Origin of the sequence: Amycolatopsis sp. DSM 110486, assembly GCF_019468465.1 — a bacterium.
Lineage (GTDB): Bacteria > Actinomycetota > Actinomycetes > Mycobacteriales > Pseudonocardiaceae > Amycolatopsis.
Map to the genome: position 1 here is coordinate 6222166 of NZ_CP080519.1, position 13921 is coordinate 6236086.

At 71.3% G+C, this 13921-nt stretch carries 17 protein-coding genes; 12 read left to right on the plus strand and 5 right to left on the minus strand.

Annotation, left to right across the window (positions count from 1 at the left end):
• Positions 1 to 61: 61 nt before the first annotated feature.
• Positions 62 to 544, minus strand: a complete 483-nt coding sequence (locus K1T34_RS30200; RefSeq protein WP_220238155.1) for a hypothetical protein — start codon at positions 542 to 544, stop codon at positions 62 to 64.
• A gap of 71 nt (positions 545 to 615) precedes the next feature.
• Between K1T34_RS30200 and K1T34_RS30205 the strand changes: the two genes are divergently transcribed.
• The 3 genes from K1T34_RS30205 (at position 616) to K1T34_RS30215 (ending at position 3542) form a co-directional block, all read left to right on the plus strand.
• Entirely contained in the window at positions 616 to 1860 is a 1245-nt protein-coding gene (locus K1T34_RS30205; protein ID WP_220238156.1) for an aminotransferase class I/II-fold pyridoxal phosphate-dependent enzyme, read from the plus strand.
• 66 nt (positions 1861 to 1926) lie between these two features.
• A complete protein-coding gene (locus K1T34_RS30210) occupies positions 1927 to 3048 on the plus strand; it encodes an NAD(P)/FAD-dependent oxidoreductase (RefSeq protein ID WP_220238157.1) in 1122 nt (373 codons plus the stop codon).
• A gap of 41 nt (positions 3049 to 3089) precedes the next feature.
• Positions 3090 to 3542, plus strand: coding sequence for a YbjQ family protein (locus K1T34_RS30215; protein ID WP_220238158.1), 453 nt, complete (start codon positions 3090 to 3092; stop codon positions 3540 to 3542).
• Between the two features lie 196 nt (positions 3543 to 3738).
• Here K1T34_RS30215 and K1T34_RS30220 read toward each other — a convergent pair whose 3' ends face one another.
• Positions 3739 to 5535, minus strand: coding sequence for a long-chain fatty acid--CoA ligase (locus K1T34_RS30220; protein ID WP_220238159.1), 1797 nt, complete (start codon positions 5533 to 5535; stop codon positions 3739 to 3741).
• Positions 5536 to 5649: 114 nt separating this feature from the next.
• On the opposite strand from K1T34_RS30220, the gene K1T34_RS30225 reads away from it, so the two are divergent.
• From K1T34_RS30225 to K1T34_RS30250, 6 genes are read left to right on the plus strand one after another with little or no spacing between them, the layout of a single operon-like run.
• A complete protein-coding gene (locus tag K1T34_RS30225) occupies positions 5650 to 6078 on the plus strand; it encodes a polyketide cyclase / dehydrase and lipid transport (RefSeq protein ID WP_220238160.1) in 429 nt (142 codons plus the stop codon).
• Between the two features lie 9 nt (positions 6079 to 6087).
• Positions 6088 to 6882: a metallophosphoesterase gene (locus K1T34_RS30230; RefSeq protein WP_220238161.1), complete on the plus strand. Its 795-nt coding sequence runs from the start codon at positions 6088 to 6090 to the stop codon at positions 6880 to 6882.
• A 27-nt stretch (positions 6883 to 6909) separates the two neighbouring features.
• On the plus strand, positions 6910 to 7347 hold the full coding sequence (locus K1T34_RS30235; RefSeq protein WP_220238162.1) for an SRPBCC family protein: 438 nt from the start codon (positions 6910 to 6912) through the stop codon (positions 7345 to 7347).
• Positions 7348 to 7352: 5 nt separating this feature from the next.
• Positions 7353 to 8513: an ArsA family ATPase gene (locus K1T34_RS30240; protein ID WP_220238163.1), complete on the plus strand. Its 1161-nt coding sequence runs from the start codon at positions 7353 to 7355 to the stop codon at positions 8511 to 8513.
• Positions 8510 to 8995, plus strand: a complete 486-nt coding sequence (locus K1T34_RS30245) for a hypothetical protein (protein WP_220238164.1) — start codon at positions 8510 to 8512, stop codon at positions 8993 to 8995. Before K1T34_RS30240 ends, K1T34_RS30245 begins: the two co-directional genes overlap by 4 nt.
• 15 nt (positions 8996 to 9010) lie before the next feature.
• Positions 9011 to 9964 (plus strand): ROK family protein, encoded by a 954-nt coding sequence (locus K1T34_RS30250; protein WP_220247490.1) that lies wholly within the window; start codon positions 9011 to 9013, stop codon positions 9962 to 9964.
• A 79-nt stretch (positions 9965 to 10043) separates the two neighbouring features.
• Here the strand turns inward: K1T34_RS30250 and K1T34_RS30255 are convergent, their stop codons facing one another.
• Positions 10044 to 10211, minus strand: a complete 168-nt coding sequence (locus K1T34_RS30255; RefSeq protein WP_220238165.1) for a DUF397 domain-containing protein — start codon at positions 10209 to 10211, stop codon at positions 10044 to 10046.
• Positions 10208 to 11047, minus strand: a complete 840-nt coding sequence (locus K1T34_RS30260) for a helix-turn-helix transcriptional regulator (RefSeq protein ID WP_220238166.1) — start codon at positions 11045 to 11047, stop codon at positions 10208 to 10210. The genes K1T34_RS30255 and K1T34_RS30260 overlap by 4 nt, the downstream gene beginning before the upstream one ends.
• Before the next feature lie 130 nt (positions 11048 to 11177).
• On the opposite strand from K1T34_RS30260, the gene K1T34_RS30265 reads away from it, so the two are divergent.
• The 3 genes from K1T34_RS30265 (at position 11178) to K1T34_RS30275 (ending at position 12785) form a co-directional block, all read left to right on the plus strand.
• Positions 11178 to 11441 (plus strand): zinc finger protein, encoded by a 264-nt coding sequence (locus K1T34_RS30265; protein ID WP_220238167.1) that lies wholly within the window; start codon positions 11178 to 11180, stop codon positions 11439 to 11441.
• A gap of 213 nt (positions 11442 to 11654) precedes the next feature.
• On the plus strand, positions 11655 to 11858 hold the full coding sequence (locus K1T34_RS30270; protein ID WP_220238168.1) for a hypothetical protein: 204 nt from the start codon (positions 11655 to 11657) through the stop codon (positions 11856 to 11858).
• 60 nt (positions 11859 to 11918) lie between these two features.
• Positions 11919 to 12785, plus strand: coding sequence for an NUDIX domain-containing protein (locus K1T34_RS30275; RefSeq protein ID WP_370643406.1), 867 nt, complete (start codon positions 11919 to 11921; stop codon positions 12783 to 12785).
• Here the strand turns inward: K1T34_RS30275 and K1T34_RS30280 are convergent.
• A complete protein-coding gene (locus K1T34_RS30280; protein ID WP_220238170.1) occupies positions 12782 to 13918 on the minus strand; it encodes a glutamate--cysteine ligase in 1137 nt (378 codons plus the stop codon). The genes K1T34_RS30275 and K1T34_RS30280 overlap by 4 nt on opposite strands.
• Between the last annotated feature and the right edge of the window lie 3 nt (positions 13919 to 13921).

A 13921-nucleotide genomic window follows, 5' to 3' on the forward strand; every position in this document is an offset into this window, starting at 1 on the left:
TTCCGCGTTGCTCTGCGAAGACGGTAAGAGCCCTGCGGCGGGAGGGGTCCCGGACGGCCGTTCAGCCGTCCCAGACCGCGGCGCCCTGGCGCACCACGGTGACCGGCGCCGCGGTGTGAACCGGCCACAGGTCCACGACGTAGCGGAAGTGCTCGCCGTACTCGTGCTCGTTCCACGTCACGGCCGGCGGGCCACTCTCCACATAGGACACTCGCACGCGGTAGCGGCCGGGCGCGAGCTCCAGCACGCGCTCCTGACCCGGGTAGTCGGCCGGACCGGCGAGCGTCACGTTCCCGCCCGCCACGGCGAGGTCGGCCTCGACCACGTGCTCGGCGTCGGCGAGCACAGCCGGCGGGCCGGGGTGCACGGCGACGTCCACCTCGACCAGGTCGGAGCGCGCGGTCGCGACCGCGAGCGACGACGGCTCCACCGCGATCCGGTGCGAGTTCACCGCCTCGTCGGACCACCCACCGTCGCCGGGGACCCAGGCGGTGTTGTCCCGCAACGAGAACTGACGCTGATCGGCATGGACCACGAGACGCACGAGACCCCACGGTAGACCCTGGACAGGGGGTCACCCGAAATGGTAGCGACGCGCGGTTTAGCGTTGAGCCCATGACCACTGCTCCCGTCGACGTCGACACCGCCCGTCGCGACTACGCGGCGCTCGTCGAGCGCGGCCTCTCCCTGGACATCACCCGCGGCAAGCCGTCCCCCCGGCAGCTCGACCTCTCCGCGGACCTGCTCACGCTGCCCAACGGCGAGTACAAGGCCGAAGACGGCACCGACACGCGCAACTACGGCGGCCTCAAGGGCCTGACCGAGCTGCGCCGGATCTTCGCCGGCGCCCTGCAGGTCCCTGTCGACCAGCTGCTCGCGGCCGGCAACTCGAGCCTCGAGCTCATGCACGACACCGTGGTGCAGGCGCTGCTGAGCACCCTGCCGGGCGGTGAGCGCCGCTGGGCCGACGAGCCGCGCATCGCGATGCTGTGCCCGGTGCCCGGCTACGACCGCCACTTCGCGCTCGCCGAGCGCTTCGGCATCGAGCTGATCCAGGTCCCGATGACCGACGACGGCCCGGACATGGACGTGGTCGAGCGCCTCGTGGCCGAGGACGCCGGCATCAAGGGCATCTGGTGCGTGCCCAAGTACTCGAACCCGACCGGCGTCACCTTCTCCGACGAGGTCGCCCGCCGCCTGGCCGCGATGCCCACGGCCGCGCCGGACTTCCGCATCTTCTGGGACAACGCCTACGCCGTGCACCACCTCACGGACAACGAGGTCGAGGTCGCCGACGTCCTGGCGCTGTGCGCCGAGGCCGGCAACGCCGACCGCGCGTTCGTGTTCGGCTCCACCTCGAAGATCACGCTCGCCGGCGCCGGCGTCGGGTTCTTCGGCTCGTCGCCGGCCAACATCGCATGGTGGTCCGGTGTGCTCGCCAAGCGCACGATCGGCCCGGACAAGGTCAACCAGCTGCGCCACGCGATGTTCCTCAAGGACGCCGAGGGCGTGCGCGCCCACATGCGCAAGCACGCGGAGATCATCGCTCCGAAGTTCGCGGCCGTCGACCGCATCCTCACCGAGGAGCTCAGTGACTCGGGGTTGGGCACCTGGACCAAGCCGACCGGCGGGTACTTCATCTCGCTGACCGTGCCCGAGGGCACCGCCAAGGAGATCGTGCGCCTGGCCAAGGAGGCCGGCGTCGCGCTGACCCCGGCCGGGGCTACGCACCCGTACGGCGACGACCCGAAGGACGCGACGATCCGCATCGCGCCGACCTTCCCGGTGCTCGAAGAGGTCGAAGAGGCCGTGCGCGCGCTCGTCGTGTGCTTGCGCCTCGCTGTCGCCCAGACCGCGTGAGCCACCCGTGCCACCGCCGGCCGGTACGGTCGGCGGTGGCACGGACACGGCTCGAGGGGGATTTCGATGCGCGTTCTCATCGCCGGCGGTGGCGTCGCGGGCACGGTCACGGCGATGGCGCTGCAGCGCGCCGGTCACGAGCCCGTGGTCTTCGAGGCATATCCCTCCGGCGGAGCCGACGCCGGTGCGTTCCTCACGGTGATGCACAACGGCATGGACGCGCTGAAGGCGATCGACGCCGACGGCCCTGTGAACGAAGCGTCGTTCGCCACGCTCGGCGTCGAATTGGTCGGGCCGGACGGCACGACGTTGGGCACGCGCGAGTTCGACACCGGTGAGCTCGCCGGGCCGCGCACGCTCACCCGCGCCGCGTTCTACCGCGCGCTGCAGGAAGAAGCCGGCCGCCGCGGGATCACCGTGGAGCACGGCCGCCGCCTCGTCTCCGCTGAACCAGTCTCCGCCGAAACCGGTGCGTCCGGCGTGGTCGCCACGTTCGCCGACGGGTCCACCGCGACCGGCGACGTGCTCGTGGGCGCCGACGGCGTGCGCTCCGAGGCCCGCACCCTCATCGACCCGGACGCCGACCGCCCCCGCTTCACCGGTCTCACCGTGGTCTACGGCTACACCCGCGCCGAGGGCCTGCCTGCCGCACCCGGCATCTACCGCATGATCCGCGGCAGCCGCGCGGCCTTCGGCTTCACCACCGCGCCCGACGGCGCCACCTTCTGGTTCGCCCGCATCCCCGACACCGAACGCCCGCGCGACGAGATCGTCGCCGTCGCGCCGGCCGGCTGGCGCGAGTTCGCCCACGCGGCCTTCGACGGCGACCCGCTGCCGTGCGCCGGCATCGTGGCCGCGACCGGCGACGAGGTCTTCGGCGGCCACTCCTACGACGTGCCCACCACCCGTGTCTGGTCCACCGGCTCCATGGTGCTCGTCGGCGACGCGGCCCACGCGGCTTCGCCGGCCGCCGGGCAGGGCGCGTCGATGGCGCTCGAGGACAGCGTGGTGCTCGCGCTGTGCCTGCGCGACCTGCCGGACGCGCCTTCCGCGTTCGCCGCCTACGAGAAGCTGCGGCGCACCCGCGTGGAGAAACTCGTGGCGGCCAGCGCGGGCCAGGACGTCGGCGAGGAACGCGGGTGGCTGTACCACCACCACATCGACTGGAACGAGCGAATCACAGGCTGATTCGCGAGTGCGCGGCGCCGCCGGTCGATACGATCCGGCGCATGACCCAACCCGCACCTCCCATGCAGTTCCCGATCATGCTGTCCACGATGAACGATCTGCCCGGTTACCGCGTGGTTCGCGTGTTCGGCGAGGTTTTCGGCCTCACTGTGCGCAGCCGCAACATGTTCTCCAACATCGGCGCCGGCTTCAAATCCATGGCGGGCGGTGAGCTCAAGGGCCTGTCGAAGCTGCTGTCCGACTCCCGCTACGAGGCGCTGGGCCGCCTTTCGCAGGAAGCCATGGCGCACGGGGCCAACGCCGTGCTCGCGCTGCGCTTCGACTGCAACGAGATCGCCCAGACCGCCAGCGAGATCGCCGCCTACGGCACGGCCGTGTACGTGGTGCCCGACGGCGCGCCGCAGCAGCCCGGCCAGCAGCAGGCCCAGCACGCTCCGCAGCAGCCGCAGGGCCAGCCCCAGTACCAGCAGCAGCAGGGTTTCCCGCAGAGCTGACCCCCGAGCACCCCACTGCGGCGTTGGTTGCTTCAACGCACCGCGACGGTCTCGACCACTGACCAAGCCCCACCAGCGAGATCGCGCCGGCTTCCGGATTGTGCGGTGCGATCGGCCCCCGGCCGATCCGACCGCACAATCCGGAAGCCGGCTCAAAGGCGATCTCGCACGCCCCGCCGGAGGCGGGGCCAAAGATTCAACGCTTGTAAAGCGCCTCGATGTCCGACGCGTAGTTCTTGTTCACCACGTTGCGCTTGAGCTTTAGCGAGGGCGTGATCTCGCCGTTCGCCTCGGTGAAGTCCTTGGCCAGCACGGTGAACTTCTTGATCGCCTCGGCGTGGGAGACCTGCTTGTTGGCCTCGTCGACCGCCGTCTGGATCTCCTTGAGCAGGTCCTGGTCGGCGGCCAGGTCGGAGACGGTGGCCTGCGCGGGCTTGCCGTGCTGGGTCTTCCAGGACGGGAAGAACTCCTCGTCGATCGTGACCAGCGCGGCGATGAACGGCCGCTGGTCGCCGACCACCATGGCCTGGCTGATCAGCGGTGAGGCCTTCATCGTGTCCTCGAGGCCCGACGGCGCGACGTTCTTGCCGCCGGCCGTCACGATGATCTCCTTCTTGCGGCCGGTGATCTTGAGGAAGCCCTCGTCGTCGAGCTCGCCGAGGTCGCCGGTGTGGAACCAGCCGTCGGTGAGCGACTCGGCGGTCGCGGCGGCGTTGTTGTAGTACGCGCCGAACACGACGCTGCCCTTGAGCAAGATCTCGCCGTCTTCGGCGATGCGCACGGACGTGCCCGCGACGGGCTTGCCGACGGTGCCCACGCGGAACGCCGTCTTGGTGCTGACGGCCGCCGCGGCCGAGGTCTCGGTGAGGCCGTAGCCCTCGAACACCGGCACGCCGATGCCGCGGAAGAAGTGGGCCAGGCGCACGCCCAGCGGGGCGCCGCCGGACACCGCGGCGACACAGCGGCCGCCCAGCGCCGCGCGCAGCTTGCTGTACACGAGCTTGTCGAACACCAGGTGCTTGGCGCGCAGCCCGAACGAGACGCTGCCTTTGTCCGTCGCCTGGCTGTACTCGACCGCGGTGGCCTCGGCGGCGTCGAAGATCTTGCCCTTGCCCTCGCTGTGGGCCTTCTGCTTGGCCGAGTTGTAGACCTTCTCGAACACGCGCGGCACGGCGACCACGAACGTCGGCCGGAACGTGCCGAGGTCCGCGACGAGGTTCTTCACGTCCGGCGTGTGGCCCAGCGTCACGCGGGCCGACAGCGCGGTCACGGCGATCGCGCGGGCCAGGATGTGGGCCAGCGGGAGGAAGCACAGCAGCGAGTTGCCCTGCTCCATGAGCTCGGGGAACGCCTCGATGTCGGCGCGGATCTCGGCCAGCAGGTTGCGGTGCGTCAGCTCGACGCCCTTCGGCCGGCCCGTGGTGCCCGAGGTGTAGACGATCGTGGCCAGCTCGCCCGCGCTGACCTCGCGGCGGCGCGCGTGCAGGTCCTCGTCGGTGACCTCGGCGCCGAGCGCGGTGAGCTCGTCGACCGCGGGGGAAGCGCCTTCGATCTGCCAGGTGTGGCGCAGCGTGGTGAGCCGGTCGCGGATCGCGTCCACGGACCCGTGGTGCGTGTCGGTCTCCACCAGCACGGCCTTGGCGGCCGAGTCGGACAGGATCCAATGCACCTGCTCGGGCGACGACGTCTCGTAGATCGGCACGGTGACGGCACCCGCGGCCCAGATCGCGAAGTCGATCAGCGTCCACTCGTAGCGGGTCTTCGACATCAACGCGACCCGGTCGCCGTGGCCGATGCCGGCGGCGATCAGGCCCTTGGCGACGGCCGCGACCTGGTCGGCGAAGTCCTTGGCCGTCACGTCCAGCCAGGTGCCCTCCACCTGCCGGCGGAAGCTCACGACGTCGGAGAACCGCTCGGCGTTCGCCCAGACGACGTCGGCCAGGTTCTCGTCGTCGGTCACCGGCTTCCCGGCGGGGGCGCTGTATTCGCGCACGTGGACCTCCGTGTTCGACGCGTGCGGGGTTACCCGCCGGTCAACTTAGCTTGCCGTAGACCTTAAGACCACGCCGCGCCGACCCGCCGTACGAGGTCGTGACATTCTGCGCCTGTGAACCCCGGATCACCCGCTCTCGATCTCGTGGACGAGACCTTCATCGTGGTGCCGCCGAGCACGATCGCCGCGGCGTTCGCCGACCCGGGCGCCTGGCGGCGGTATTGGCCGGACCTTTCCCTTCAGGTGTACACCGACCGTGGCGACAAGGGTTTGCGCTGGACCGTGACGGGTGCGCTCGTCGGTACGATGGAGGTCTGGCTGGAACCTGTGCTCGACGGCACCGTGCTGCACTACTTCCTGCGCGCGACGCCCGCCGGCCCCGGCGGTGCGCCGCGGACCCTGACTCCGCGTGAGCTGCGCCGGGAGTTCGACCGGCGGGCCCGCGCGGCGAAGCACCTCGCACTGGAGCTCAAGCACGTCCTCGAGGACGGGCGCGAGCCCGGGATCCCGCCGCGGGCCGAAGACCTTGAGACCACTGACTAGGAGGGTCTTGTGCGGGTTCACGTCGTTTCGGACGTGCACGGCAATGCCGACGCGCTGAAGCGGGCGGGTGAAGGGGCCGACGCGCTGGTCGTGCTCGGCGACCTGCTGGACTTCGTCGACTACCGCGAGCACGACAAGGGCATCATGGGCGCCCTGTTCGGCGCGGACAAGGTGGCGCAGTTCGCGCGCCTGCGCCGCGAGGGCACGCGCGACGAGACCGTGGCCTACTCGCGCACGCTGTGGGCCACGCTCGACGACCCGGCCTCGGCCGTGGACGAGGCCATGCGCGAGCAGTACGCCACGCTCTTCGCCTCGATGACCGCGCCGACCTACGCCACGCCCGGCAACGTCGACTCGCCCGACCTGTGGCCGGAGTTCGTCGGCGACGGCGTGCAGGTGCTCGACGGCGAGGTCACCACCATCGGCGGTCTGCGCTTCGGGTTCGTCGGGGGAGCGGTGCTGCCCGAAGGCGTGGTGCCGCGGCCGCGCAAGGGCGCCGCGTGGCGGCCCTACCTGCGGGCCCGCGAGGAGTTCGACGAGGGCGTGGCCAAGCTGTCGGACGTCGACGTGCTCTGCACGCACATCCCGCCGGCCGTGGCCGAGCTGACCTACGACGTGGTCGCGCGACGCGCCGAGCTGGGCTCGCGGTCGTTGCTGGAGCTCATCCGCGAGCAGCGGCCGCGCTGGTCGCTGTTCGGCCACGTGCACCAGCCGCTGGCCTCTCGGCGGCGGCTCGGTCACACCGAGTGCCGTAACGTGGGTCACTTCAAGGAGACCGGGCAGCCGTACGTGCTGCGCTGGTGACGCGACTCTCCGGCTACGCTTCGTCCCATGGCCGAGCAGTCCACGCAGTCCATCGAGGTCGACGCCGAGCCCCAACGGGTGATGACGGTGATCGCCGACTTCCCCGCGTACCCGGAGTGGGCCAAGGCCGTCCAGGAGGTCGAGGTGCTGGGCACCGACGACGCCGGGCGGGCCAAACAGGTGAAGCTGACCCTGGACGCCGGGCCGATCAAGGACGTCTACACGCTCGAGTACGACTGGGACGCGACCGGGCTCGGCGTGAGCTGGCGCCTGGTCAAGGGCCAGATGCAGAAGGCGCAGAACGGCCGCTACGCACTCGAAGCGCTGCGTGACGGGCGCACGAAGGTCACCTACACGCTCTCGGTGGAGCTGGCGCTGCCGATGATCGGCCTGCTCCGGCGCAAGGCCGAGAAGATGGTGATGGACACCGCGCTCAAGGAGCTGAAGCGACGGGCCGAAGGCTAGGCGACATGCGGATCCTGCTGTTCACCGGCAAGGGGGGTGTCGGGAAGACCACGCTCGCCGCGGCCACCGCCACCGCGCTCGCCGGGCGCGGCAGGAAGACCCTCGTGGTCTCCACCGACCCGGCGCACTCCCTCGGCGACGCGTTCGGCGCGGCGCTGGGCGCGGAACCGTCCGAAGTGGACGTGCGCCGAGACGGCTCACCGGCCGGCCTCTGGGCTGCGCAGGTGGACTCCCGCGCGCTGGCCGACCGGACGTGGCACGAGCTGCGCGACCAGCTGCGGACGCTGCTGGTCGGCGCCGGGCTCGAGACGCTCGACGCCGAGGAGCTGACGGTGCTCCCGGGTGTCGACGAGCTGCTCGCCCTCGGCGAGGTGCAGCGGCTGGCCGGGCACGGGCCGTGGGACACCGTGGTGGTCGACTGCGGTCCGACCGCCGAGACGCTGCGCCTGCTGGCGTTGCCCGAGGCCGTCGCGGGGTACTTGAGCAAGGCCTACGGCGGCCGCGGCCGGGTCGCCGGTTCAGTGCGGCGTCTGGGCGCGCACCTGGACTCGCTGCGCGAGCTGCTCACCGACCCGTCCGTGACCACCGTGCGGCTGGTCCTCACACCGGAGCGCGTGGTCGTCGCGGAAGCCCGCCGCACGCTCACGTCGCTGGCCCTGCGCGGCATCGCCGTCGACGGCCTGATCGCCAACCGCCTCATGCCCGCGCCCGGGTTCTGGCGCGGTTCTGCGGCCACTTGGCTGCGCACGCGGCGCGCCCAGCAGGACACCGTCCTGGCCGAGCTCGCGGCCGCCGGGTTCGGACCGGCGGACCTCGCGCGCGTCGAGCACCGGGCGAGTGAACCGGTGGGCGCCGAGGCGCTCGCCGAGCTGGCCCGCGAGCTCTACGGCACGCGGGATCCCTTGTCCGGCACCGGAAAGCCTGTGACGCCGCTGCTGCAGGTGACGCCGGAGGCCGACGGTTTCCGGCTGCGTGTCGCGATCCCGCTGCAGCGGGAGGCCGACGTGGACCTCGCCCGCGTCGACGACGACCTGGCGATCACCGTGGACGGCTTCCGCAGGCTGATCGCCCTGCCGGAGACGCTGCGGCCGTGCCGGATCACCGGCGCGGAATCCGATGCGGGCGGCCTGGTCATCAGCCTGGCCGGGAACCGGGGTCGCGCGTGAGCGAACAGGACGAGCCCGGGTACGCGGCCGAAGGCCTGCGGCTGGCAGAGGAGATCCGCCTGCTCGTGGAGCTGGTGGTCGAGCGCGCCGCGCCGTGGCTGGAAGGGCTGATGACCGCCGGGCACGGCCGCGACGAGGTCCACGAGCCGTCCCACGACACCGAGCCGGGCGCTGCGGGCACCGCGGGGACTGCGGGGTTTTCGGGGTGCGGCTGGTGCCCGTTGTGTGCGATCGTCGCCGTCGTGCGAGGTGAACGGCCGGAGTTCGCCGCCCGGCTGCTGGAGCAGGCGGCGCAGCTGGTGGCGTTGCTGCGGGCGGTGCTCGCGGACCGCTGGGAGCCCGACGAGGGTGTGCACATGCCGGGCTTTCGGCCCGCGCCCAGACCTGCGCCCAGCCCCGCGGACGACCCGGGAGCCGCCGCCCGGGTGCAGCACATCGCCGTCCGCAAGCGGGAAGACTGGCGGCCGGAGCAGGAGAACTGAGTGCTGACGATAGGGGTGGACGTCGGCGGCACGAGCGTGCGCGCCGGTGTGGTGGACGAGCGGGGATCGCTCCTGGACACCACACGCGTCGGGACACCGAGTGAGGAAAACGCGCTCGAGGACGCCATCGCCGGCGTCGTCGAGGACCTGCGCAACCGCCACGACGTCGCGGCCGTGGGCCTGGCCGTGGCCGGGTTCGTGGCGCGCGACCGCCGGTCGGTGATGTTCGCGCCGCACCTCGCGTGGCGCGACGCGCCGGTGGCCGACCGCATCGAGAAGCGCGTGGGCCTGCCGGTGACGCTGGAGCACGACGTGAACTCGGCCGTGGTCGGCGAGCACCGCTTCGGCGCGGCCCGCGGCGCGCAGGTGGCGGCGCTGGTCGCGCTCGGCACCGGCATCGGCGCCGGGCTGCTGCTCGACGGCGAGATCTACCGCGGCGCCTACGGCGTGGCCCCCGAGCTGGGCCACCTGACCGTGGTGCCGGGCGGACGCGCGTGCCCGTGCGGCAAGTACGGCTGCTGGGAGCGCTACTGCAGCGGCACGGCGCTGGCCGCCACCGCCGTCGAGCTGCTGGCTCGCTACCCGGGCCGCTCCACGGTCCTTTCACGCGAGGTCGCGGGCGACCCGGGTTCGGTCACGGGCCGCCGCGTCGCCGGCGCCGCCCGCGACGGCGACCCCATCGCGTTGCGCGCGATGGCCGAGCTGGCCAAGTGGCTGGGCGAGGGCCTGGCGCTGGTCGCGGACGTGTTCGACCCCGAGATCATCGTGATCGGCGGCGGCGTGTCCGAGTCGGCGCCGCTGTTCCTCGACGAGGCGCGCGAGCACTACGCGGGCGCCATCACGGGCGCGCGGTACCGGCCGCTGGCCCGCATCCGCACGGCTCACCTCGGCGACGACACGGCGATCGTCGGCGCCGCGGCGCTGGCTCTCGACGCGGCCAAGGCGCCGGTCGCCGAAGTCGCCGGCTGACGCTGTCGCCGGCTGACGCTCCCCGGACGCGGAATTGCCCCAGCATCGTCGGGATGCTGGGGCACTTCCACCGCAACGGTCAGAGGCGTTCCAGGAACGCCCGCCACGCCTCCCCGGCGATCAGCAGGGAGCCGCCATCGCGGTCCTTGGAGTCGCGCACACCGGCCTCTTCGGACAGCGTGCGCACCTCGACGCACTCGCCCTGTTGGCCGCTGTACGACGACGTCCGCCAAGCACCTTCGTTCATCCCGTTCGCTCCAACTCATCCGCGATTTTCGCGATAGCGCGCACCGAAGCGACCGCGCCCATCGCGTCACGACGAATCCTGTCCGCCGCTTCCACGTAGTCTTTCACGTCGCGGGTATTGGTCAGCGTTGTTGACGAGCGGTACTGCTCGACATGGACCACCGTCGCCGAATCCGAGCGGATGACGACGAATCCGCCTTCTCTCGCCGGGTGATAGCCCAGCCGGAAGGGCAGAAGCTGAATGGAGATGTGGGGCAACTCGGCCACCTCGCAAAGATCGCGGAGCTGCCTCACCGCCACCTCGGGCGGGCATGCCGGGTACCGGATCGCCTGCTCACCGATGACCGTTTCGAACCGGGTGCTGCCGTCGAGGTACCTCTTCCGCCGAGCCATCCGAAGTTCGAGCTTGCTGTCGAGTTCGGTTTCCGGCATGTCGCCGTCGACCATCATCACGCGGGTGTAGTCGCGGATCTGCAATGGCCCGGGGATCAACGAGGGTTGATAGGCGAAGATGTCATTTGCGACCGATTCGTACTCGGCGACCACGGCGAGGTCCCGGGCGATGCCGGGGATCAGCCAGTTCGGGTCCGTTCCGTCGCGGAAGAGCCGAAGGGCCTGACTGGTCTCCTCGCTCGTGGCGCCGGTGACCGTCAGGGTTCGCTCCAGCTCGGACTGTTCCTCGAAGCCGAGTTCTCCGCGCTCACGGCGCGAGATGTGTGAGTGCGACCGGTTCACCAGTTCCGCGACTTGCGGCTGAGTGAGACCGGCACGCTTGCGAATCCTGCGCAACAGTACGCCGAGTTCGACCTGCCGGGGTGTCGCACGTGTGCTGGGCATGCACAAACCCTATCAGTAAGTGTGCACCCCAATCGGGTGCATGTACCGGTAAAACCTTGCCAGTTGTGCATGCACATAAGAAACTCATCACGAGCAAAGAAATAGCGGTTGATCACCCGGGGAGGGCTTCATGTACGTGTGGCAGCAGGCGGAAGGACAGCGTCACGCGAGAGCGGCCGTGCACTTCGGCTCGCTCGACGCCGGGGCGACGTTCGCCGCCTTGTGCGGTTCGGAGCCGACCGTCGGGGAGAACGACATCCACAGCCCCGGCAAACCCTGGCTCGACCCGACCTGCCCGAGCTGCGACACGGCGTTCCGCCGCGCGCTGGGCATTCCCTCCCCGCGCCCGGACGCCACGCCGCGCGCGGCCGGACTCTCGAAAGCTCGGGGCTGACCCATGACCGCACGACTCCGCGTCGCCGGCGAAGACCCGCGGGACGACCCCGGTGCCGCCGCATGTGACGCCACGAGCAGCTCTCCGGACGCACCACCGACTGGGGACGCCTCGACCCCTGTCGCCACGTCGGGTGGCGGCAGGGCAACCGTGTCCCGGGGCACTCGTGAACCCCGGCCGAGTGCCCCGGGACTCACCACCGGTGACCAGCGCATGCTGCAGGAACTCCTGGACACGGCCGACTCCGTGACCTACGGCCTGTCGATGCGCCTCGCGGGAGTCGTTTGGCGGCTCAGGGAGAACCGGCCGCCGACGAGACTCGAACTGGAAGTCCTCCGCAAGCGCGCGGGCCGGCTGAAGGACAACCTCGACGCCTGCACGGCGTTCGTCGCGGAGCGGTTCGGCGAACGCGGCTGACGATCACAGTCGTCCACCAGGAGGCTGCGTCCGGCGGGCTTCCTGTGGAAGGCTGGCCGGGTGACGCCGATGACCGCCAACCGGTTCGTGCGGTGTTCGTGCGGGCGGCTGCACTGGGGTGCGCACGGCGCGGCCGGGCTGCTCCTGTCCGATCCCGCACGCGGGGTGCTGCTGCAGCGGCGTGCCTGGTGGGTGCACAACGGCAGCACCTGGGCGCTGCCCGGCGGCGCACTGGAGACGGGCGAGACCGTGCGTGAGGCGGCGGCCCGCGAGGCGTGGGAGGAGGCCGACGTGCCGAAGACCGCGTTCCGCGCGCTTTCTGCGTCTGTGCTCGACCACGGGACCTGGCGCTACACCACTGTGCTCGGCGTCGCCGACGGCGCGCTCGACGCGCGCGTGGCCAACCAGGAGAGCTCCGAGCTGCGCTGGGTCGCGCCCGGCGACGTGGCCGAGCTGCCGTTGCACCGCGACTTCGCCGAGTCGTGGCCGGGGCTGAGGGAACAGCTCGGCCGCGAGCTCGTGCTGGTCGTCGACGGCGCCAACGTCGTCGGCTCGCGTCCCGACGGCTGGTGGCGCGACCGTCGCGGCGCCGCCGAGCGCCTGCGGGACCGGCTGGCGCTGCTGGCCGAGCGGGGGATCGCCGACGCCGTCGCGGGGCTCGGCGCCGGGCCGACGTGGGAGTGGTGGCCGCGCGTGGTCCTCGTCGTCGAAGGCCAGGCGCGCGGGGTCGAACCGGTGCCCGGCGTCGAGATCGCGACGGCTCCGGCCGACGGTGATTCCCACATCGTCGAGGTCACCGCCCAGGCCCGCCCGGGCGAGCACGTCGTGGTGGTCACGGCCGACCGCGAGCTGCGGTCCCGGGTCACCGCGCTGGGCGCGTCGATCATGGGTCCGGGCACGCTGCTGCGCGAGCTGGACGCCGGTTAGCGCGCGATCCCGTCGCGCATCTCCGCGACCAGCGATGCGACGACGGCTTTCAGGGAACCGTTGTGCTGCTTGGCCACCGCGCGCTGGCGCCGGTAGCTCGGCCCGTACGTCAGGATCGTCTCGACGTCGCGCAGCTCCGCCACGCAGTCAAGCCGTCGCGCGACGGGTTCGAGCTTCTCCAGCAGGTCGGTGACGTCGTCGGTGACGAGCCGCTCGCGGCCGGCCGCGTCGAGGATGATGATCGCGTCCGTGCCGTAGCGCGCGGCACGCCATTTGTTCTCCTGTACGTGCCACGGGGGCAACGCCGGGAGCCGCTCGCCGTGTTCGAGGCGCGTGCTGAAGTCCTCGACGAGGCACTGTGTCAGCGCGGCGATCGCGCCGACCTCCTCCAGTGTCGGCAGGCCGTCGCACACGCGCATCTCGATCGTGCCGAAGTGCGGCGCGGGCCGGATGTCCCAGCGGATCTCGGAGAAGTGGTCGATCACGCCCGTCGTGAACATGTCCGCCACGTAGCGCTCCAGCTCCGCCCACTCGCGGAACTGGAACGGCAGCCCGGCCGTGGGCAGCTGCTGGAACATCAGCGCGCGGTTCGACGCGTAGCCCGTGTCCTCCGCGCCCCAATACGGCGAAGACGCGGAAAGCGCCTGCAGGTGCGGCGCGTAGTTGAGCAGCGCGTCGAGCACCGGCAGCACCTTGTCGCGGTGGTCGAGGCCGACGTGCACGTGGACGCCGTAGATCAGCATCTGCCGGCCCCACCACTGGGTGCGGTCGATGAGCTTGGCGTAGCGCGCCTTGTCGGTCACCTTCTGCCGGTACCAGTTGGAGAACGGGTGCGTGCCCGCCGAGAACAGCTCCACGCCCAGCGGGTCGGTGACCTTGTGCACGACGTCGAGCGACTCGGCCAGGTCGGCCTTCACCTCGGCGACGGTGGTGCAGACGCCGCTGATCACCTCGATGGTGTTGAGCAGCAGCTCCTGCTTGATCTTGGGGTGCTCGTCGGCGCCGTCGGGGCGCACCGCGTCGAGGATCCGTTCCGCGACCGAGGCCAGCTCGCCGCTGCGCCGGTCCACCAGGGCCAGCTCCCACTCCGCACCGATCGTCGAACGGCGCGAAGGACTGAAGTCGATCCGCATACC

Coding starts and splice junctions, on each gene's coding strand:
- K1T34_RS30270 (WP_220238168.1), top strand. CDS start 11,655: ATGCTGCAGGAACTCCTGGACACGGCCGACTCCGTGACCTACGGCCTG.
- K1T34_RS30265 (WP_220238167.1), top strand. CDS start 11,178: ATGTACGTGTGGCAGCAGGCGGAAGGACAGCGTCACGCGAGAGCGGCC.
- K1T34_RS30235 (WP_220238162.1), top strand. CDS start 6,910: ATGGCCGAGCAGTCCACGCAGTCCATCGAGGTCGACGCCGAGCCCCAA.
- K1T34_RS30255 (WP_220238165.1), bottom strand. CDS start 10,211: ATGAACGAAGGTGCTTGGCGGACGTCGTCGTACAGCGGCCAACAGGGC.
- K1T34_RS30210 (WP_220238157.1), top strand. CDS start 1,927: ATGCGCGTTCTCATCGCCGGCGGTGGCGTCGCGGGCACGGTCACGGCG.
- K1T34_RS30205 (WP_220238156.1), top strand. CDS start 616: ATGACCACTGCTCCCGTCGACGTCGACACCGCCCGTCGCGACTACGCG.
- K1T34_RS30280 (WP_220238170.1), bottom strand. CDS start 13,918: ATGCGGATCGACTTCAGTCCTTCGCGCCGTTCGACGATCGGTGCGGAG.
- K1T34_RS30215 (WP_220238158.1), top strand. CDS start 3,090: ATGACCCAACCCGCACCTCCCATGCAGTTCCCGATCATGCTGTCCACG.
- K1T34_RS30260 (WP_220238166.1), bottom strand. CDS start 11,047: ATGCCCAGCACACGTGCGACACCCCGGCAGGTCGAACTCGGCGTACTG.
- K1T34_RS30240 (WP_220238163.1), top strand. CDS start 7,353: ATGCGGATCCTGCTGTTCACCGGCAAGGGGGGTGTCGGGAAGACCACG.